Annotated in this window: 19 protein-coding genes; 5 read left to right on the top strand and 14 right to left on the bottom strand. The window is 46.0% G+C overall.

What is annotated here, in order from left to right; genetic code table 11:
• Positions 1-13: 13 nt before the first annotated feature.
• The 6 genes from VK541_RS10365 to VK541_RS10340 are packed head-to-tail and all read right to left on the bottom strand — an operon-like array spanning position 14 to position 6,651.
• Positions 14-1,441 (bottom strand): Gfo/Idh/MocA family oxidoreductase, encoded by a 1,428-nt coding sequence (locus tag VK541_RS10365; protein WP_324369723.1) that lies wholly within the window; start codon positions 1,439-1,441, stop codon positions 14-16.
• 25 nt (positions 1,442-1,466) lie between these two features.
• Positions 1,467-1,994, bottom strand: a complete 528-nt coding sequence (locus VK541_RS10360; protein ID WP_324369721.1) for a c-type cytochrome — start codon at positions 1,992-1,994, stop codon at positions 1,467-1,469.
• A gap of 13 nt (positions 1,995-2,007) precedes the next feature.
• Positions 2,008-3,066, bottom strand: a complete 1,059-nt coding sequence (locus tag VK541_RS10355; protein ID WP_324369720.1) for a sugar phosphate isomerase/epimerase — start codon at positions 3,064-3,066, stop codon at positions 2,008-2,010.
• 5 nt (positions 3,067-3,071) lie between these two features.
• Complete coding sequence (locus tag VK541_RS10350) at positions 3,072-4,232, bottom strand: Gfo/Idh/MocA family oxidoreductase (protein ID WP_324369718.1); 1,161 nt, start codon at positions 4,230-4,232, stop codon at positions 3,072-3,074.
• Between the two features lie 7 nt (positions 4,233-4,239).
• On the bottom strand, positions 4,240-5,943 hold the full coding sequence (locus VK541_RS10345) for a GMC family oxidoreductase (protein WP_324369716.1): 1,704 nt from the start codon (positions 5,941-5,943) through the stop codon (positions 4,240-4,242).
• Between the two features lie 18 nt (positions 5,944-5,961).
• The gene (locus VK541_RS10340; RefSeq protein ID WP_324369714.1) at positions 5,962-6,651 is read right to left on the bottom strand and encodes a gluconate 2-dehydrogenase subunit 3 family protein; all 690 of its coding nucleotides are present in this window, start codon (positions 6,649-6,651) and stop codon (positions 5,962-5,964) included.
• A 185-nt stretch (positions 6,652-6,836) separates the two neighbouring features.
• Here VK541_RS10340 and VK541_RS10335 point away from each other — a divergent pair, with 185 nt between their 5' ends.
• Complete coding sequence (locus tag VK541_RS10335) at positions 6,837-7,781, top strand: NAD-dependent epimerase/dehydratase family protein (protein WP_324369712.1); 945 nt, start codon at positions 6,837-6,839, stop codon at positions 7,779-7,781.
• Positions 7,782-7,980: 199 nt separating this feature from the next.
• On the top strand, positions 7,981-8,709 hold the full coding sequence (locus VK541_RS10330) for a YebC/PmpR family DNA-binding transcriptional regulator (RefSeq protein ID WP_324369710.1): 729 nt from the start codon (positions 7,981-7,983) through the stop codon (positions 8,707-8,709).
• Positions 8,710-8,715: 6 nt separating this feature from the next.
• On the opposite strand, the gene VK541_RS10325 is transcribed toward VK541_RS10330, so the two are convergent.
• The 3 genes from VK541_RS10325 to VK541_RS10315 are packed head-to-tail and all read right to left on the bottom strand — an operon-like array spanning position 8,716 to position 10,676.
• Positions 8,716-9,498 (bottom strand): prolyl oligopeptidase family serine peptidase, encoded by a 783-nt coding sequence (locus tag VK541_RS10325; RefSeq protein ID WP_324369708.1) that lies wholly within the window; start codon positions 9,496-9,498, stop codon positions 8,716-8,718.
• A gap of 18 nt (positions 9,499-9,516) precedes the next feature.
• Positions 9,517-9,762: a hypothetical protein gene (locus tag VK541_RS10320; RefSeq protein ID WP_324369706.1), complete on the bottom strand. Its 246-nt coding sequence runs from the start codon at positions 9,760-9,762 to the stop codon at positions 9,517-9,519.
• 47 nt (positions 9,763-9,809) lie between these two features.
• Positions 9,810-10,676, bottom strand: a complete 867-nt coding sequence (locus tag VK541_RS10315) for an AraC family transcriptional regulator (protein WP_324369704.1) — start codon at positions 10,674-10,676, stop codon at positions 9,810-9,812.
• 208 nt (positions 10,677-10,884) lie between these two features.
• Here VK541_RS10315 and VK541_RS10310 point away from each other — a divergent pair, with 208 nt between their 5' ends.
• The 3 genes from VK541_RS10310 to VK541_RS10300 all read left to right on the top strand — a co-directional run bounded on the left by VK541_RS10310 (position 10,885) and on the right by VK541_RS10300 (position 14,657).
• Positions 10,885-13,107 carry a PQQ-binding-like beta-propeller repeat protein gene (locus VK541_RS10310; RefSeq protein ID WP_324369702.1) on the top strand — a complete coding sequence of 741 codons (2,223 nt, stop codon included), beginning with the start codon at positions 10,885-10,887 and terminating at the stop codon, positions 13,105-13,107.
• A 269-nt stretch (positions 13,108-13,376) separates the two neighbouring features.
• A complete protein-coding gene (locus tag VK541_RS10305) occupies positions 13,377-14,159 on the top strand; it encodes a helix-turn-helix transcriptional regulator (RefSeq protein WP_324369700.1) in 783 nt (260 codons plus the stop codon).
• Between the two features lie 75 nt (positions 14,160-14,234).
• Entirely contained in the window at positions 14,235-14,657 is a 423-nt protein-coding gene (locus tag VK541_RS10300; protein ID WP_324369698.1) for a VOC family protein, read from the top strand.
• 36 nt (positions 14,658-14,693) lie between these two features.
• Here the strand turns inward: VK541_RS10300 and bglX are convergent, their stop codons facing one another.
• The 5 genes from bglX to VK541_RS10275 form a co-directional block, all read right to left on the bottom strand.
• The gene (gene bglX, locus VK541_RS10295) at positions 14,694-16,991 is read right to left on the bottom strand and encodes a beta-glucosidase BglX (protein WP_324369695.1); all 2,298 of its coding nucleotides are present in this window, start codon (positions 16,989-16,991) and stop codon (positions 14,694-14,696) included.
• Positions 16,992-17,001: 10 nt separating this feature from the next.
• Positions 17,002-17,667 (bottom strand): GDSL-type esterase/lipase family protein, encoded by a 666-nt coding sequence (locus VK541_RS10290; RefSeq protein ID WP_324369693.1) that lies wholly within the window; start codon positions 17,665-17,667, stop codon positions 17,002-17,004.
• Between the two features lie 12 nt (positions 17,668-17,679).
• Positions 17,680-19,428 carry a family 43 glycosylhydrolase gene (locus VK541_RS10285; protein WP_324369691.1) on the bottom strand — a complete coding sequence of 583 codons (1,749 nt, stop codon included), beginning with the start codon at positions 19,426-19,428 and terminating at the stop codon, positions 17,680-17,682.
• On the bottom strand, positions 19,425-20,777 hold the full coding sequence (locus VK541_RS10280; protein ID WP_324369689.1) for a glucoamylase family protein: 1,353 nt from the start codon (positions 20,775-20,777) through the stop codon (positions 19,425-19,427). Before VK541_RS10280 ends, VK541_RS10285 begins: the two co-directional genes overlap by 4 nt.
• Positions 20,778-20,786: 9 nt before the next feature.
• Positions 20,787-21,292, bottom strand: a 506-nt coding sequence (locus VK541_RS10275; RefSeq protein WP_324369687.1) for a glucoamylase family protein, incomplete at its 5' end; no start/stop codon positions are given.

Below are 21,292 nucleotides of genomic sequence, written 5' to 3'. Positions count from 1 at the left end.
CGTGTTGTTTTGATTAAGCTTTTTTGAGGTTCCAGCCTTCGCGGTATTCGCGTTTCACATATTGGTTTACGCTGTCAAAGTTGGTTACTTTCATGTTGATGTTGTCCCAAAGCAATTTGATGTGTCCGCCCGGAAGATCGTAACCACGAACTGCGAGGTTGGCCATCAGCAGCGCCTCAGTAAGGGGACCTGCTTTGTCAAATGACGAGCTCAGTTCTGTTTTGCCGTAACCGGCGATGGCACCTTCCACCCATTGTGCGTAGTGACCGCCTGCGCCGCCCGGTACGCGCGCCCATTTTTGTTTGGCTTTTGCGTCTTTGGTGCGGGAAGTAGGCAACAATAAAGGATTATTGGAATAGGTGCTGGCAATCATCTTGCCTTTGGTACCGATGAACAATGAACCGTTACCGTCGTCACCAAATTTTTCATTGGCTTCCAGTTCTACAGGTCTTTCCGGCTGGATACCACCATCCATCCAGTGAAGGGTGATGTCTCCTTTGGTTTTGTCTGTTTTAGGGAAGGTCATGGTGATGTGACTTGACGGAGGACAGCTTTCAGGGAATTTGCCTTTTTTGAACTCATCCACATATACACTGCCGACTGTTGCCTGTACGTCTTTTACATATTGTAAGCCCAATACACGGAAAGGTGCCTCGATCAGGTGACAGCCCATGTCGCCCAGTGCGCCGGTTCCGTAATCCCACCATCCGCGCCAGTTGAAAGGTACCAGTTTATCTACGTAATCTTTTTTAGGTGCAGTACCGAGCCACAGGTCCCAGTCCAGTTCCTTAGGAATTTCTTTCGCAGGAGAAGGCCATGCGATACCCTGAGGCCAGACTGGTCTGTCTGTCCAGCAGTATACAGTATGTACGTCACCGATTAGGTCGGCATCGTACCACTCAGACAACAAGCGTGTACCGTCATTGGATGCGCCCTGGTTGCCCATTTGTGTCACCACTTTATATTTCTTGGCTGCGTCTGTCAGCAAACGTGCCTCAAACAGGTCATGCGTCAATGGTTTCTGCACGTAAACGTGTTTGCCCAATTGCATGGCATGGTAGCTGATGATGGCATGGTTATGATCCGGTGTAGATACAGATACGGCATCAAAGTTTTTATGCTCTTTGTCGTACATCTCGCGCCAGTCTTTGTAATACTTGGCTTTAGGAAAGTTTTTGCGTGAGGTCGCTGCTCTTCTGTCATCCACATCGCAAAGGAAACCGATATCGGCTTTTCCGCTTTTTGCGAATTCTGCAATATCTGACTGACCTTTACCTCCGGCACCTACACCGGCAACGATCAGTCTGTCACTTGGTGCCAGGTATCCTTTGCCGCCCAGCACATGACGGGGAACTATCATAAATGCAGAAGCTGCTATAGCACCTGTTTTTAAGAAACTACGTCTTGAGGCAGCATTCTGGTCTTTTTTTACTTCTTCCATGGTTCAATTTTGGTTAGGTGTTAAATTATTTTTTTAAGGAAAGGATGTATTTCACCATTTCTTTTGCATCAGCTTTGCTTACAGCGGGATGCGGACTCATAGGAATAGCACCCCATACACCGGATCCGCCGTTGATGATCTTGTCTGCAAGTAACTCGATGTTTTCTTCTGTAGCTGGATATTTCGCTGCGACATTCTTGTATGCCGGCCCGACAATTTTTTGGCTCACATTGTGACAGGCCAGGCAATCCGATTTTTTGAGCAGTGCTTCACCAGGTAACGCAGCAGCCTTTTCAGCAGGCTTCACCTCGGTGGCTGCTACTACAGGAGCGTCCGTTTTGGGAGCGATCTCTTTGGCAGCCGTATCCGTTTTTGCAGGTTCTGCAGCAGGCGCTGCCGCGGGTTTGGCAACAACGGCGTGCTCAGATTTTGGGGCACCGGCTGCGTTGGCTGCTGAATCAGCCGAGGCTTTCATCGCGGCCCTTTCTTCGGGACTATGACAGGATGCTAATGCAATGGCAAGGCAACCCAGTAAAAAAATTGATTTTTTCATTTGTGTGTTGTTTTTATGATAAACCTAAGATCTTATTGTTAAAGTCATCATCGCCGCCGCCTGAAGCTGCGAAATCGTCAAAAGCTTTCTCCGTAACTTTAATAATGTGTTTTTTGATGAATTCTGCACCTTCTGCCGCACCTACCTGGGCGTCTTTGATACAGCATTCCCACTCCATTACTGCCCATCCTTTATAATCGTACTGGGCCAGTTTGCTGAAGATCTTCCCGAAATCTACCTGTCCGTCGCCCGGAGAACGGTACCTGCCGGCACGGTTTGCCCAGCTTTGGTAGCCGCCAAAGGTACCTTGTCTGCCGGTGGGATTGAATTCTGAATCTTTTACATGGAATGCTTTGATGCGTTCATGATAAAAATCGATGTACTGGATATAATCCAGTTGCTGCAGGACAAAGTGGGACGGATCGTAAAGCAGACAGGCACGCGGGTGGTTGTTTACCTTTTCAAGGAACATCTCGTAAGTGATGCCGTCAAAAAGGTCCTCACCCGGGTGGATCTCATAGCATACATCAACGCCGCATTCGTCAAATTTATTGAGGATCGGCATCCAGCGTTTAGCCAGTTCCGTAAATCCGGCTTCCACTAAACCAGCAGGTCTTTGAGGCCATGGATGGAACATGTGCCACAGCAGTGAACCGCTAAAAGTAGCATGTGCATTTAAGCCCAGGTTTTGTGAAGCCTGTGCCGCATATTTCATTTGCTGCACGGCCCACTCTGTTCTGGCCTTTGGATTGTTTTTAACGCTGTCGGGGGCGAAAGCATCAAATGCAAGGTCATAAGCAGGGTGTACCGCGATCAGCTGACCCTGTAAATGCGTAGATAATTCTGTGATCTCTAATCCGTAGGAAGCGATTTTGCCTTTGAGCTCATCTGCGTATGTTTTGCTTTCAGCGGCTTTTTGAAGGTCAATGAACCTGGCATCTAATGTCGGCATCTGAATGCCTTTGAAACCAAGGCCCGCGGCCCATTCACAAATGGTGTCTAATGAATTGAACGGAGCCTCATCACCGATAAACTGGGCAAGGAAAACTCCGGGTCCTTTAAGTGTTGTCATGCTGATTATATGTTAAAATCAAACCATTTTTGATCTGACTGGCTCGAAGCCACTACGTTGTCAATAAAAGCCATTCCCCTTACACCGTCTTCAACTTTTGGAAAGTCAAGCATGGCTTCAGTAGGCGTGGTGCCGTGTATTTTTGCAGAAAGTGTCAATGCAAAGTTCCTGTAGATATTGGCAAATGCTTCCAGGTAGCCTTCAGGGTGACCGCCCGGTACACGCAGATTGTGTTTGGCAATGTCTGAAAGATAGGCTTGTCCGGCACGGTATACCTGTGTCGGCTCATTCAGCCATTTCAGCAATAAAGTATTGGGTTCCTGCTGATGCCATTCAAGGCCACCTTTTTCACCATATACGCGGATCTTCAATGCATTTTCTTCGCCTGCTGCAACCTGTGAAGCAGAAAGCACACCGCTTGCGCCGTTGTCGAAACGCAGCAATACGTTTCCGTCATCATCCAGTGCCCTGCCTGTAACCACGATGTTCAGGTCCGCACAAAGTTTGCTGATCTTCAGGCCCGAAATGTATTCGGCAAGTTGTGCTGCGTGGGTACCTATGTCTCCCATACAACCGCTTTTTCCGCTTTTTGCAGGGTCAGTACGCCATGCTGCCTGTGCATTACCTTCCCGTTCAGTCAGTGTGCTCAGCCATCCCTGAGGGTATTCTACCATTACTTTTCTAATGGCACCCAGTTTTCCTTCCTTTACCATTTGCCTGGCTTGTTTGACCATAGGGTAGCCGGAATAGGTGTGGGTAAGGCAAAGGATCAGACCTGTTTCCGCTACTTTTTGCTGAAGCTGTTTTGCTTCGTCTAAAGATAATGCAATGGGTTTTTCGATGACTACATTAAAACCATGGTCCAGTGCCATCATTGCCGGTGCAAAGTGTGCGAAGTTTGGAGTGACGATGGTTACAAAATCGATGCGTTTATCGGCAGGCTGCTGGCTTTCTTTCTCGATCATTTCCTGATAGGTCAGGTAGGTTCTGTCTTCAGGAAGGAACAGCATTTCGCCGGATTCTCTTGCGATTTCCGGGTTGATGCTCAGCGCTCCGCAGCATAGTTCAATTTGTCCGTCGATGTTTGCGGCAATACGGTGAACAGCTCCGATAAATGCATCTTTACCGCCGCCGACCATGCCCATTCTAAGTTTTCTAGTCTTCATTTGTTTGTTAAAGGTTACCTTTTTTTAATTCACTGACTGCAAAGTCACAGGCTCTCGCAGTTAAAGCCATATAGGTTAATGACGGGTTCTGACATGCTGCTGAAGTCATGCAGGATCCATCAGTTACAAATACATTTTTTACTTCGTGCATCTGGTTCCACTTGTTCAGCACTGAAGTTTTAGGGTCATGCCCCATGCGGGCAGTTCCCATTTCATGGATCGCCATACCTGGTGCGGATCCGTTGTCATAAGTTTTTACGTCTTTAATGCCCGATGCTTCCAGCATTTCCGCGGCATCGTTCATCATGTCAACACGCATCTTCTGCTCGTTTTCTTTGAATTCGCAGTCGATGGCCAACACAGGCTGGCCCCATTTGTCATTCTTGCTTTTATCGATGTAAACACGGTTTTCAAAGTAAGGAAGGGATTCACCAAAACCACCCAGACCCATATTCCAGGCTCCCGGTACGGTCATCTGGTCTTTGAACTCCCCGCCAAAAGCCATTTCAGCGACGTCTGCATGCCAGTTGCCGCGGCTTGCACCGCCCTGGTAGCCAAAGCCCCTTACATAATCACGCTTTTCACCATTCATGTTCCGGTATCTTGGAATGTAAATGCCGTTTGCCCGGCGGCCATAAGTATACTTATCATCAAAGCCCTCAGCTCTGCCAGAAGCACCGCAGCGGAAATGGTGGTCCATCAGATTGTGCCCCAATTGCCCGCTGCCATTTCCCAAACCATCAGGATGCTCAGCAGAAGTGGAATTTAGCAGTAAAAACGTTGAACCCAAAGTAGAGCCATTTATAAAGACGATCTTTGCAAAGTATTCTATAGTTTCTTTCGTCTCAGAATCGATCACTACGACACCTTTTGCTTTTTGTGTTTCCTTATCATAAAGGATGGTATTCACCAGCGAGAACGGGCGAAGGGTCAGGTTGCCTGTAGCTACTGCTGCAGGAAGGGTAGAAGATTGCGTACTGAAGTAGGCTCCAAAAGGACAGCCCCTGCTGCACAGGTTCCGGTACTGACATTGTCCGCGGCCGCCATGAGGTACTGTCAGGTTTGCCGTACGTCCCATGATCATGATCCTGGATCTCTTCCATTTGTCCTCAATCCTTTTCTTTACATCTTTTTCTACACAGTTCATCTCCATAGGGGGGAGGAACTGTCCATCAGGCAATGCAGGCCAGTTTTCAACTGAACCGCTGATGCCTGCAAATTTTTCTACGTAGTCGTACCATTTTGAAAGGTCTTTGTACCGGATTGGCCAGTCCACGCCATGTCCATCTTTAAGGTTGTCTTCAAAATTCAGGTCGCTGAAACGGTAGCTTTGTCTGCCCCACATCAGTGATTTACCGCCGACATGGAATCCGCGGTACCAGTCAAAACGCTTAACTTCAGTATACGGACAGTCGTGGTCATTTACCCAAAAGCTCTCGTTGAACTCTGAGTACGGATAATCTCTTTTTTGTACAGGGTGCGCCTCTTTCTGGGCTTCGGTTATTTTGCCCCTGTGTTCAAATTCCCATGGCTTTTTCATGGCCGTGGTATAATCTTTTACATGCTCAATGTTCCTTCCTCTTTCGAGCAGCAGAACTTTTAAGCCTTTTTCTGTCAATTCCTTCGCCGCCCATCCGCCACTTATTCCCGAACCGACAACAATGGCGTCATAAGTATTATTAGCCGTAGCTTTAGTATTTAAATTGCTCATTTTTGTGCTATAAATGGTTTAAGATGCCCAGACTCTCTGTCCCGGTTTCAAATCCACACAGCCATCATAACGGCCGGGGATCTCTACGTATTCATAGGCTTTGGTTGCGCCTATTTCTGAAGTGAAATAACCCAGCAGGGTCAGGTCCCTTGCAATTGCAAAGAAACGCGGTTCTGTTTTAGGCTTATCTTTTGGCAGCATAGAAATGACTCCTGCATTCTCGGTTTGAGATTTTGCCTTTTCCGGATTGGCCGCTTGCTTTTCCTTTTCGGCTTCCGATTGCTTATCCAGCATTTCCTTTTCAGCTTTGGTGTCTGCAACGGTTTTGTCGCGCAATTTGCCCAATAGCTGCTGGCGCTGCTCCACAGAAATTTCCAGGAATGACTTTTTGAATTCGTCTTTTGATTGTTCGTCCAGGTCTTCCAGGCCTTTTACGAAAGCCTTTTGTGCATCTTCAGGATAGCAGTCCTTGACCATTAGTGCGATGAATGGCCCTACACCAGCGGCTTTAGCGCCCGGCGTACTGGTAGTTGGGATGATAATGTCAGCAACCTCTGTGATCATTTTTAGCTGATCTTCGGTAAACAAGCTTCCATTGGTTTTGGTAGATGGTGAATTACAGCCTTCCAGGAATACTCCTATGGTTGTCGCAGATAATGCGCCCCCCATTAAAAAGGCCATGTTCTTCACAGCTTCTCTTCTGTCCATATTTGGCGGTTTAGGTGTTTTGGTGCTCTAAGTGTGCTTTTGTTTTGTAATATTAAGAAAAAAATAAATGGTTAGTGTTCTAAATACACAATTAAAGTAAATATATAATGTTTTTGTTACTTAATCAATCCAACGTAAATTGAGGCATAAATATTTTATTTACTTTTGCCAAAATCCCAGGATTTATGACGGAAAAAATAATAGTGTTGGGCTCTAACGGGCAAATAGGAACGGAGCTGGTAACCGCGTTAAGAATAAGCTACGGTGAAGACAATGTGATCGCCTGCGACATTCGCAGACCTGATTATGACATCAAGAATTCCGGGCCTTTTGAATTTGTAAATGTCCTGGAAAAAGAGACCTTGAATCACATCTTTGCGAAGTATAAGCCTGCGCAGGTTTATTTGCTTGCGGCATTATTGTCTGCTACGGGTGAACAGAACCCTAAACTGGCCTGGGACCTTAATATGAACGGCCTGCTCAATATCCTGGACCTTGCCATTACTTACGAAACGGCAAAGGTTTACTGGCCAAGCTCTATTGCCGTGTTTGGACCTAATTCACCGAAAGACAATACCCCGCAGTATTGTGTGATGGATCCCAATACGGTATATGGCGTCAGTAAGCTTGCAGGCGAACGCTGGTGCGAATATTATCACCAGAAGTTTGGACTGGATGTGCGCAGCATCAGGTATCCGGGCCTGATCAGCTGGAAGGCGGCACCCGGAGGCGGCACTACGGACTACGCGATCCATATTTTCCACGATGCCCTGAAAAAAGGCAGTTATGCCTCATTCCTGAATGCGGCAACTGAACTGCCGATGATGTATATGGATGATGCGATCAGAGGTACGATTGAACTGATGGATGCCGAGGCGGCTAAAATATCGATCAGGTCAAGTTATAATTTTACAGGATTTAGTTTTACCCCGGAGGTTCTTGCTGAGGAGATCAGGAAACATATTCCGGATTTTAAATTAACTTACACCGAAAATGATCCCCGTCAGGCGATTGCCAACAGCTGGCCGAGGTCTATTGATGACAGTTATGCCAGACAGGACTGGGCCTGGAAGCCTGAGTTTGACCTGAGTAAAATGACTGAGGATATGTTTAAGAATTTAAAGAAGTAGTGATATAACAAAGAACTAATAGTATAACAAAAGAAATAGTAAAACAGTGAAAGAAGTTGCAGGTTAACAGCTATTCGTCATTGCGAGGCACGAAGCAATCTCATGTTGGGATTGCTTCGTGCCTCGCAATGACGGCAAAAACTATAAAGGAAATCTTTTGACCAGCTTCAGCATTACTGAAATAAATAAAAACCAAGAAATGGGAAGAGCATTTGAATTTAGAAAAGAAAGAAAATTTAAGCGTTGGGCCAAAATGGCCGTACAATTTACCAGGATAGGTAAGGACATCGTGATGGCTGTAAAAGATGCCGGCCCGCATCCGGAAACCAATTCACGCCTTCGTACAGCCATACAAAACGCGAAAGCCGTAAACATGCCGAAAGACCGTGTCGATGCTGCCATAAAAAGGGCGTCCGATAAGAGTATGGCCAACTATGAAGAGATCATTTATGAAGGATATGCGCCGCATGGCGTAGCGATACTGATTGAAACAGCTACCGACAATACAAATAGAACGGTCGCAAACGTGCGCAGTTATTTCAACAAAACAAACGGTACTCTTGGTAAGACAGGCTCACTCGATTTTGTGTTTAACCGAAAATCTGTATTCAGGTTTGTACCTGCCGATGCTCTGGATCTGGAAGAACTTGAGTTTGAACTGATTGATGCCGGGCTGGAAGATCTGTATGTTGAAGCCGATGAGGAAGGAAATGATATCGCAGTAGCACAAGGGCCATTTGAAAATTTTGGTTCCCTGCAAAAAGCATTGGAAGAGAAAGGTATAGAACTAAAAAGTTCCAAGCTGGAACGTATTGCCCTGTCGCACCATGAAGTGACCGAAGAACAGGCTGCCGATGTACTGAAACTGCTCGATAAGCTCGAAGAGGACGACGATGTTCAGGCGGTATACCACAATATGGCAGAGTAGGTTTTATTACCGTTCATTAGAAAATAACCATGACAACAGTTCAGGCTCTGCAAAGGCAGAGTCCCAGCTGTTGTGGCCGTCTTCAGGATACAGCGTGATCCTGGGATCTACACCAAGTACCTTCAGCTGATCTGCAATGTTCGTAGACAATACGACAGGTACCACGTCGTCTTTTTCACCGTGAAAGATCCATAAAGGGGTCTTTTTGTATTTCCGGACATTGGCAACATTATCCCCGCCGCAAATGGCAAAGGCCGCCGCAAACATTCTGGGCTTGCGCCTCAGCAGTTCATAGGTGCCCATTCCGCCCATGGAGAGTCCGCCAATGTAGACTTTCTTTTTGTCCACGTATGGCTTATCCAGGAAGTTGTCGATCATGCCCAAAAGCGCGTGCATAGATTTGGTAGGTTTTCCCGCGGTCAGGAAGTTAAAACGCTCCTTACCGGGCTGTTCGGTAAATTCTACATTTGCCCAAAAACTGTCACTGCTGCATTGCGGAAAAACGATGATTGCCGGAAATCCTTTGCGAATGCTTTCCTTAAGGAACGACTTGCCGCCATGTGTCAGTTGTTTTTCGTTGTCGTTCCCCCGTTCCCCTGAACCGTGCAGAAAGAAAAGTATGGGATATTTTTGTTTAGGATCAAAATTTTCGGGGAACAGCAGCCTGTAGTAGATGCTGTCCTTGCCTTCGATAAAATTTCCCCGGTCGTATTTTTTGAAATCCTGGGCATAGCTGCCGGTAGTGAGAAGCAGCATTAGCAAAACTGCTGTTAATTTAAATCGGTCCATCTTACTAAATTAGCAAATTCAGTTTGTCTTTTTTAAATTTTTATTTGGGGCAGCCGTTGCGATGAATGTCCAATAGCGTTCCCATCTTTTATTTCCGTCCCATACATTAGTGACGGCATTTATTTTCGCAGGTAAGTCCTGCTTAGTTACTATTTTATACTTTGATATTCTTCCGAATGTTCTGTTCCAGCGTCTTTTGTCAGTTTTTTCTGAACCGGCTGTTGTAAGCCCGAAAATTGGAGTTTTCCTGATTGACCGTGCCATTTATAATAAAAATTGGATAGCGGTTGTGCAGGGAGGGCGGTCGATTTTTATTTGCAAAACTCTTTTCGATAGGCATATGGGGTATTTCCGGTAACTGCTTTAAATTGTCTGTTGAAATAAGACAGGTTGCCGAAGCCGCATTCAAAACAAACTTTTGAAATACTCATGTCTTCTTCTGCCAGCAAATGAATGGCATGTGTTATGCGCACATAATTCACAAACTGTGACAATGTCTTATTGGTACGACGTTTGAAATACCGGCAGAAAGCGGACTCATTCATGAATGCAAGTGACGCTGCTTTTTGATTGGTGATCTGATCCTTAAAATTCTCCAGAACATACCTGTAGACTCCATCCAGTTTGTTTTCCTTTCTTTTGGTACTAATAGCGTTTTCAAAGGCATTGGTGCTGATAATAGCAGTATCTGCCATTTTTAATGAGGAAACTGTTTCCAGTATCTGGAGTAAATTGATCAAGCCTTTTAAATCCGGAATTTTCGGGGCGGCCATCATCAGTTTTTTTAACCGGGTACCCGGATTTGTTATTTTTATTCCCAAATGTGCGGTTCTAAGCAAGGTTTTCACCTTTAAAAATTCCGGCTGAAGGTAAAAGTCCCCGCCCAAAAAATTCTCATGGAACTGAATGACAATGGAATGGGCTAGCTCCCCTGACCTGACAAAAGATTTATCGTTGATGAAATAATGAGGAAATCCTATTCCAAATAAGTAAAGATCACCTGCTGTGAAGTTAAGCAGGCTGTCACCGCCATAAAATTTACCGTGTCCTTTTACAATATAGGTGAATTCATAACCTTTGTGAAAATGAAACGGTGCCGCAAATTGAATGGCGATCTCTTCCTTGACGATATAACTTGAGTTTTCTGGCTTAGCAAGTTCTCTTAAGATCTTTTTCATTCCATTCTTTTTAACCAACGTGATGTAAATATTGTATCAGAAATAGCAAATGACGTATTTTTTTCGAACTTACACTTTATGTTATATTTGAAAAACTGATTTTCCTAATAATGAATAGTTTACCCTCACAGAATTTAATCTTTGGAAAACCTATGCCCCTATTTCTAATACAAATTTGGCAATCCTTAATCTAATAAACTGTTTCAGCATGATACATAAAACCCGGGTATTACTCGCAGGAATTGTCTTAACCGTAATTTTATCAGGGGCAATTTACCTCACTCAAGAAAAGTATGCCGACTGGAAAAGCTATGGCGGCAATAGCAATAATAATAAATATTCAGATCTTGCTCAAGTCGATACCTCCAATGTCAGCCAGCTTCAGATTGCCTGGGTATACCAATCGGAAAACGGGAACAAATCCAGGTTTGGTCCGATGGAATGTAATCCGATCATTATAAACAATACTTTGTTTGGTGTTTCCCCGCGGCTTAAGCTTTTTGCCGTCGATGCTGCTACCGGCAAGGAGAAATGGCACTTTGATCCATCCGATTCCACCAGTAATAAAACTTGGGCGAGAAACAGCGTCAATATGAACAGGGGCGTAGCCTACTGGCAAGATGGAGCAGACAGGCGGATCATTTATACTGTAGGCCCTATTGCATTCGCCATCAACGCAGAGACCGGAAAACTCATACCCGGTTTTGGGATTGATGGAGGCGTGGATTTAAGGAAAGGGCTTGGCAGAGATGAAAAAAGTGTATCCATTTCGCCTACCTCTCCTGTGATGATTTATAAGGACTTGTTCATCACCAGCGGCCTGGTGAGCGAAACAACGCCAGGACATATCCGCGGCTTTGATGTCCGGACAGGCAAACAAAAGTGGATATTCCATACCATCCCATATCCAGGTGAAGCTGGGTACTTGAGTTGGGAAGATAAAACAGCTTACAAGAGAATGGGGTCAACAAATGCATGGTCAGGATTCAGCCTGGATAGTAAAAGGGGATTGCTGTTTGCTGGTGTAGGAAGTCCAAGCAATGATTTTTACGGCGGAGACCGACTTGGAAAGGGCCTGTTTGGGAACTGCCTGCTGGCCCTTGATGCAGCCACAGGTAAGCTCAGGTGGCATTTTCAAACCGTACACCATGATGTTTGGGATATGGACATTTCCAGCGCACCGGTCCTTGCTACTGTTTCCAGGAACGGGAAGAAAATCGATGCGGTGGTGCAAACCACAAAAACCGGTTTCGTATTTGTCTTTGACCGCGCCACCGGCAGGCCACTTTTCCCTATAAAAGAGAGACCCGTGCCAACAAACGATGCTGTGGCAGGCGAAAAATTAAGTGCAACTCAGCCTTTTCCCGTTCTACCCAAACCTTTCGTCAGGCAGATCATGACCGAAAAGGATTTGAACACCCTGGTTAGTGATTCCTCTTACCAGGATATCAAAAAACGCTTTAAAACCTACCGTTCGCAGGGGATATTTACTCCGCCGACGGAAAAGGGAACGATCATCCTGCCCGGATATGATGGCGGAGGTGAGTGGGGCGGCCCGGCGGTTGATCCAAAGACCAACATCCTATATGTGAACGCAAACGAAATGGCCTGGGTACTCAACCTTGTCGAAGAAAAATCAGATGGTCAAACCACCCTTTCGAATCTCCAGGCAGGTGTCTTACTGTACCAAAGAAATTGTATGGGATGTCATGGACCTGAACGCCTGGGTTCAGGAGATTACCCTTCATTGATCGGCGCGGACAAAAAATATAATCTGGCACAGTTAGGCGAACTGCTCACTACTGGCCGTAGGATGATGCCCGGATTTGCCCAGCTTACTACAGCCGAGAAGACAGCAATCGGCTCATTTGTTTTAAATTTAAAGTCCCGGCAGCAGGAAACCTATACAGGTGCTGCCATTAAAAATGACAAATTGCGGCCTTCATACGGATTTACGGGCTATAACAAATTCCTCACAAAGGAAGGATATCCTGCTTTAAGTCCGCCATGGGGCACCATCAGCGCAATCAACCTGAACACCGGTAAATACCTCTGGCAGGTGCCCTTTGGAGAATTTGAAGAATTAAAAAAGAAAGGCATACCTGCAACCGGCAGGGAGAATTACGGGGGGGCGGTGGTTACAGCGGGCGGATTGATCTTTATCGGCGCATCTGCAGACGGAAAGTTCAGGGCCATAAACAAGCGAACCGGGAAAACAATATGGGAAACTGAACTCCCTGCTCCCGGAGTTGCCACTCCGGCAGTATACCAGGTAAATGGCAAACAATACATTGTCATTGCCTGCGGCGGGTCCAAATGGGGAGGTAAGTCCAGCGATATTTATATTGCTTTTTCACTGCCAGACAAAAAAGATTTCTCATCTATGAAAGGATCTGCAGGAGCTTCTGCAGTTAATCAGGAAGGAGAATAGTCCATTAAATAGGATATAATCTATTTTTTACTGGTGGGAAAGCACTAGTTTGGCTACTTTAACAGGAACCAAATAGTAACGCGAACAATGAACACAAAAATTTCCAGACTGGTAATCGTTTTTGCCGCTATTCTTTTACAAATGACAGCATAGCAGCCGCTCGTGACGGTTGCAGCTAATCAGCAGTATGAGTTTCAAAACTGCGGTTTGCTTCAGTTGCTTGATGTTTATTGTCAAGGGTAGTATATTAGTATATTAGTGAGATAGGAATGAATGTCATAAATTTCAAACCAACCTGTGAGGTTGCGGAATATGTCGAAAGGATATTGGTGATAGAAAATCATCAAATGATAACACCTTTCTCACTGCCACTGTTTGCCAATGGCTTACCAACTTTGCTTTTCAAATCGACCAGGGGGATCATTAACAATCGTACTACCACGCATTTTACACTCTTTGGGCAAACAATTCTTCCCGAGACCATAACATTTAATGAAGATTTTACGATAATTGCCTATTTTTTCAAACCCTATGCACTCAGTGCCGTTTTTGATGTATCAGCCCGGGAACTGACAGACAGGCCTGTCGATTTGAATTTGGTAATGCCGACGGGGACGACTGAACTTCAGGATCGCTTGTTGAACGCCGACACTGTCGAAAGTATGATTACTTTGCTGGATCAATTTATCCTTCATCTGTTGGCTAATTCTAAAAGAGGGTCTGATCTGATCAAATATGCCGTGAGCAGGATTGCCGGACAACCTCTGCCAGAAATTTCTATACTGCTCCAAAAGGAATTGCACATCACTGAAAAGACGTTTCGGAGAACGTTCGAGAAAAATATCGGTATTGCACCTAACTTATATAGACGGATTTGCCAGTTTAACGCGGCATTTCAGCAGTTGAACAACAGGAACTATGAGAAGTTATCGGACATAGCATTTCAACATGGCTATGCAGATCAGAGCCATTACATCCGTTCCTTCAAGGAGTTTACCAACATCACACCTAAAGAATACCTCAACTTTGGCACCTCGCCAGAAAATACATAATTGTCCGTTTCGTTCTATTTTGACATTTCCGGCAGCCCTATTTTTGTTGTATATCTTTAAACAAAATTCAATAGAATGAAAAATCAAATGTATCCATGTTTATGGTTTGACGGACAAGCTAAAGCAGCCGCAGACTACTACTGTTCTATTTTTAAAAACTCAAGGATCACCGCGGAAAATCCGATTGTAGTAAACTTTGAGCTGAATGGAAATAAGTTCATGGCGTTAAATGGCGGGCCAAAATACAAACCTACACCAGCAACTTCTTATGTGATTGAATGTGAGACACAGGAAGAAATTGATCATTATTGGGAAAAGCTGGGTGAAGGTGGCAGGTACGACGAGTGCGGTTGGCTTGATGATAAATTTGGTTTTTCCTGGCAAATTGTACCCGCAGTCTTACATCAGTTTATGGCTGATCCTGAGAAAGCTCCACGGGTAATAGCAGCATTTATGAAAATGTCAAAATTTAATATACAGGCATTGGTAGAGGCATAACCGGCTGAGTAAATGCAGGCATCCGGCAATAGTGTCTTATTTAATCAAAGTAAACTGCGATTCTGTGACATCTCTGGAGTTGCTTCCAATAAAGACCTTAAAGTCACCTGGTTCTGCAACAAATTTCAAATCAGAATTGTAGAATTTCAGGTCCTCAGCTGTGATCCGGAATGAGACAGTTTTTGTTTCTCCCGGTTTCAAGCTGATCTTTTGAAAGCCTTTCAATTGTTTAACTGGTCTTGTCGAACTTCCGACCAGGTCCCGGATGTAGAGCTGCACCACTTCTTTGCCTTCCCTGGAACCGGTATTTTTAACAGTAATGCTTGCGGCAATTGATCCCCCGGCTTTAAAGCTGTTTTTGCTCAATATCAGGTTGCTGTATTCAAAGGTGGTGTAGCTTAATCCGTACCCAAATGGATAAAGCGGATCATTGCTTACATCCAGATAGTTGGAGCGGAACTTGGAAAACCATTTGCCTTCAGGCAGCGGTCTTCCGGTGTTTTTATGACTGTAGTATAAAGGGATCTGGCCCACATTCCGGGGGAAGGTCGCGGTCAGTTTTCCCGAAGGGTTTACATCTCCAAACAGGACGTCAGTAATGGCCGCACCTGCTTCTGTTCCGCCAAACCAAACATTCAATATCGCAGGTACGTTTTCATTTTCCCAGTTCAGCACCAGCGGGCGACCGCTAAACAGCACCAGGACAACTGGTTTGCCGGTTTTTAATAAGGCCTGGAGCAATCTTTTTTGTACATCCGGAATTTCCAGGTTTGTCCTGCTGGAGGCCTCACCTGTCATTTCGGAGCTTTCGCCCAAAGCAGCCAGTACCATGTCAGATTTTTTTGCTGTGGCTACAGCCTCTTTTATGAGCTCTTCCTCGGGTCTGTTGTCTCTTGGGATATCCCTGCCAAACATGGTGGCCCTTTTTTGATAGGCAGTGTCTTCGACCAGATTGGAACCCAGACTGTGTAGGATCTTTACCTGATTACCCACCAGCGCGGTCATGCTTTCCAAAAGGGATTTCGTATTGGCCAGGTCGCTGTTCACGCTCCAGGTACCCGGCATATTGGCCCCTGTATTGGCCAGAGGGCCGATCAGTGCTACCGTTCCGGTCTTTTTAAGCGGAAGGGTCTGGTTGTCATTTTTTAACAGTACAAAAGATTGTCCGGCTACTTCACGTGCGTATTTTAAATGCTCAGGCTTTAAGATCTCGGTTTTTGCGCGTTCTTCATTGCAGTAACGGAAAGGATCATCAAACAAGCCCAGTTTATATTTTGCCTCCAGTACCAATCTGCAGGCCTGGTCGATCTGCTGCTGTTTTACTTTGCCTTCTTTCAGTGATTTTTTAAGGGTCGTCAGGAAGCCTTCGCCTACCATATCCATTTCAACTCCGGCATTTAATGATAAGGCCGAAACGGTTTGCAAGTCGCCCAGGCCATGGTCCATCAGTTCATTTACTGCGGTATAATCTGTGACCACAAAACCTTTAAAACCCCATTGCTTGCGCAATACATCGGTCATCAGCCATTTGTTGGCCGTAGCAGGCACACCATTGATGTCATTGAAAGAAGTCATTACACTTCCTGCTCCGGCGTCAACTGCTGCCTTATAAGGAGGCAGATAGTCGTTGTACATCCTGTCCAAACTCATGTCTGTCGTGTTGTAGTCCCGTCCCGCTTCAGCAGCGCCATATAAGGCAAAGTGCTTTACACAGGCCATCATCGTGTTGTATTTGGAGAGGTCATCGCCCTGGTAACCGCGGACCATTGCTTTGGCGATCTGGGATCCAAGATAGGTGTCTTCACCTGATCCTTCGGAAATCCTTCCCCAGCGCGGGTCCCTCGAAATATCGACCATAGGAGAGAAGGTCCAGTTGAGGCCGTCTGCGGTGGCTTCAATCGCGGCGATCCTTGCGGTTTGCAGGATCAAGGGTAAATCCCAGGTGCACGACAGGGCCAGGGGGATAGGGAAAGTCGTTTTGTAGCCATGGATCACATCCTGCCCGAAGATGATCGGTATTTTGAGCCTGGTATGGTTCACTGCAATTTCCTGCGCCTTGCGGATGCGTCCAGGAGTAGTCAAACTGAAAATACCACCTACCTGTCCGTTCCTGATCTTGGTCTCCACGTTCGTGCTCACTGCAGATCCTGTAGTGGCTTCACCGCCTGTCAGCAGGTTCAGCTGCCCGATCTTCTCATCTAAGGTCATCTTTGACATCAGATTGCCGATGAAGCTGTTCATTTTCAGATCAGCAGCAGAAACTGTTTTTTTGTTTTGAGCAAATGCGGCGGCATTGATCAGTACGGCGAGGAAAAGCAGATAGGTAGTTTTCATGTAGGTGTTGTTATTTCTTTTTCAGGTAGGGGGTTATTGCCGCAGTCCAGATTTCATAGCCCGCAGGTTTCATATGCAGCATGTCGTTCTGGAACAGTTCCGGTCTCATTTCTCCTTTGCTATCCAGCATTTTTGAAGCGATGTCTATGAATGCGGCGTTTTTTTGTTTCGCGATAAATTCTTTGACCAGGGCATTTCCTTTAATGACTTCCGGGACGAACTTGGTGCGTGAGGGGCTCAGTTTCATAGAGATGAAAGCAATAGACGTCTTTGGAAGTTCCTTACGGATGTTGGTAAATAGCGTAGTGAAACGGGCCAGGACCTCCTCTGCGCTGGCGCCAGAAGCGATGTCATTGTCACCGCAGTAGATCACTACCTGACGGGGTTTATACCTGAGGATGACCTGGTCTATATTGTCATTGACCTGGGGAAGTACAGATCCGCCAAAACCACGGTTGATGACATGGTATTCCTTATAGGTGGTTTCCAGGTCTTTCCACATCCTAATGGATGAGCTCCCGGTAAAAACAATCCCGTTTTTGGCGGGCATAGCGATGCTGTCCTGGCGCTGAAATTGCTGCATCTCATTCCAGAACGGTTTGTTCTGGGCAAATGAATGGACAGAAAGACATACCAGGGTGATAAGGAAAAGGCGGGATAAAAAGTTGTGCTTCATTTAATGTTGATTTTAGTTTACGTTGACAACCTTTGTCCGTGGCGACACGCCGCTTTCATTGATTGCTTCAACGCTAAAATAGTAAGTTTTATCCTTATCCATTCCTTTATACCAATACTCATTGGTATTGTAGATCATAATGCAATTGTATAGTTTGTCGGGAGCAGTACCGATGTAGATGTTATAGGCATAGGCATCTTCGATCGGATGCCATTTGAGCCATGCACTGCGCTTGTCCTTTTCGGTTCTCAGTACCACAAAATCCTTAACTGTTTTTGGGGCGGCAAGATTGGCATTGCCAAATACCCTCAGGCCGCTGATGGCAAATTTGCCGGTCGGCATATGGACGTTTTCCAGTTTGATGAAGCGCGCCTTTACCGGTTTTTCGAGTTCGATATAGTCATGCGGAACATCAATTTTATTGTTGCTTTTATCTGCTAAAATCGTCCATTTGGCTCCGTCTGCGGAATACCACAATTTATACTGGTGATAGGTGTCCAATTGTTTGCCCAAAAATGCGGCATCCTGGTCTGCGTAGTTGATCTGCACTGCGTTTACTGTCGAAACCCTGCCGAGATCGGTTTGGATCCATTCGTTTTTTCCTGAAGTGGCAGCGCTCCAATAGGTTTTAATACTTTCATCTACCGCATTATTTGCACTGTAGGCGCCCAGTGTAGAAGAAACACTGACAGGTTTGTTGTAATTGAGCAGCATCCATCCGGTAAAACGGCTTTTCAGATGATCCGCAGATTTGCCAGGCAGGTAATGCGGATAATCTCCAAAGGCAGCATCCATGTACATCACATCATCTTTGTCGAAACCGGCAGGCCAGATACCCAGACGGCGTTCAAAGTTGTTCTTTACGGAAATGGCAATGGTAGAGATGTGCCAGTAATTCTTCCATTTATCCTGATAAGTGGCACCATGACCTGCACCGCGCGCAAAGCCGCCGGGCTTGTAAGAAAAAGGCAGGGACTGGTGCTCAAATGGGCCTAAAGGTGTAGGCCCTACGGCCACACCATCTGCATAGCCGCTGAATTCAGTCCCTGGTGCTCCATACTGCAAATAATACTTGCCATGGTGCTTGTTGACCCAGGCGCCTTCCATAAAGGGATTGAGGAAGGTATTGTCAAGGTACTCGCCAAATCTCTGCCATCCGTAGCGGTCAGGATCGAGCAGTAAAAGCTCTTTTCTGTTGCCGATGGGCTCAAAGGTTTTCCGGTTCATCTCTACACCGTAGAGCGGATACACATTGCTGCTGCCGTTGTACATGTACAGCTTTCCGTCGTCATCCACAAAATGTGCTGGGTCCCAGCCCCCGATCTCAAATTCGTGTACGACTTCTTTCCATTCGTTCTTTTTTGGATCGGTACTCATCCAGATCGGGAAATTTTTGGAATAGGTAGATCCGAATACCAGCATGGTATCGCCTTGTATCCATACAGAGGGCGCACAGAGGTCGTCATAGACCTTGTGCTCAGGCCGGAGGAAATGCCGGGAGACAAACTTCCAGTTGTACATGTCGCTGCTCCACCAGTAGCCCCACTGGTTGGTGGAGAACAAGTAATAGTCACCTTTGTAATTGACCATTACAGGATCTGCTGTAGCCCGGTGTTTGCCCTGTTCGGCAAAATTTGGAATAGGGGTGTAGCCGTAGTCCAGGTTGATGGGGTTGCAGTAGGTAAGCTGTTTTTTTTGTGCAGCGGCAGTCATGCCGGCAACCAGCAAGACTAAAAGGAAGATATGTTTTCTAATGCTCATTTTTGCAATACGGGACTTTCAAAGCCCAATTTTTTTAAACCTTCTTTGACCTCCGGATTGCTCATGAACAATTTCCAGAGCAGACCTGTTCTGTAGTTTTCAATCATCACGATGATAGGCCCCTGGTCTATCGCCAGATGCGACTTCGCGTACCAGTTGTGCTGCTCACTGAAGGCATCCACAAAACCGTACTGGCTCCAGATCTTATCGCCCAGGTCAAAGTAGAAATGCTTCAGGGCCTGCATAGAAAATTCTGGGGTATAAGGGAAAGCAGACAATGCTGCGGTCGGGGATATGACACCCAGATCTTCATTAGGGGAATGGGCGGCATAACCCTGGTAACTATCGCTGGCAGTGAGGCCCCAGCTGTTTGCTCCATAGCCTTTATATTGCTTTGGATTGGCCAGGACATAGGCCCGGTTGATCAGGGTATGGTTTTTATTCTGTTCCCAATAGTCGGCATACTGGTCTTTCAGCCCGCGGGGGTCTAAGCCTAAAAATGAATAATGCGAAAAGAACAACGGGCCTCCGTTGTCAAATCCAAGGGGCAGTTTATACCCGTAAAACTCCTTGCCGTTTTTAAAGAAATTGCTTTGGGCCCAGCCTCTGTGATAGACCGATGCAGGTACCGGATAGCGTTTGCCGGATGCAGCCAGAACATACGTGATCAGGCATTCATTGTATCCGCGCAGCGGAAAGTTCATGGCCCAGCCATTGTTCGGGCTCCAGTGCCAGTAAAGTACTTCTTCTCCGCCTTTGGTGAACCAGTCCCATTCCACGTCATTCCATAGCCAGGAAATGCGGTTTCTTAATTCGTTCTCTATGGGGTTATCGGCATTAAAATATTGTTTTGCGGTAAGTAAGCCCTGGAACAAATAAGAGGATTCGACCAAGTCTGCTCCGTCGTCCTTCCTGCTAAATGGGATGGTCTTTCCTGTTGCGCCGTTTAGCCAATGTGGGAATACCCCATGGTAGGCATCGGCCTTGCTTAAGAAATTCACCATTTTCAAAAGGAACCTGGAGGCGCTGTCTCTTGTGATCCATTTTCGGTCTGTCGCTACAATGGTAGCCATGATGCCGAAGCCGGTACCACCTGTAGTGGTGACCTCATTGCCATAGCCAAAAGATGCATTGCTTCTCTCCCTGGCCAGGCCGCTTACGGGATGTGCAAAATCCCAGAAATATCTGAAGGTTTGTTTTTGCACCAGGTCCAGCAGCTCGTCATCGGTCAGGTTCTTTTGGATCTTCAGTTCGGGCTTGATCGCCGCAGTTTTTTTCTGGGCCTTCGCGGGATGGGTGAATATTCCGGCGGCAAGTATAGTCAGCGTAAAAATTAAATTTCGTTTCATCTTGTCGTGTTATAAATTGGGACTGCTAAAACCCAGGTTTTTCATTCCCGTTTTTACTTCAGAGGCGCTCATAAACAAGTTCCAAAGTAATTTTGTCCGGTAATTCTCAATCATAATGACAATCGGTCCCTGGTCTATGGCGAGTGTCGAACTGGCATACCATTGCTGCTGCTGTGAAAACGCATCCACAAAACCATATTCTTTAAACAGTTTATCTCCTAGTTTATAGTAAAAGAACTCGAGGGCCTGCATGGATTCCGCAGGTGTGTATGGAAATGAGGAAAGTGCTGCGGTTGGCGCGATGATCCCTTTGTCGTTATTTGGTGAACTTGCGGTGTAGCCGTTTGGAATGTCACTCGCCGTTAGTCCCCAGCAGTTTTCACTATAGCCTGTATAGTTGAGGGGATTGGCTTTGCAGTAATTGTAGTTGATCAGGGCATGTGCTTTGTTCTGCTCCGCATAATCGGCATAAGCATCTGTCAGCCCATTGGGGTTTATTCCTAAAAAAGAATAGT

This window comes from Pedobacter sp., assembly GCF_035317785.1.
In the GTDB taxonomy this organism is placed as follows: Bacteria; Bacteroidota; Bacteroidia; order Sphingobacteriales; family Sphingobacteriaceae; genus Pedobacter.
Note: the sequence above shows the minus strand (reverse complement) of the source record. Positions and strands in the feature narration are given on the sequence as shown.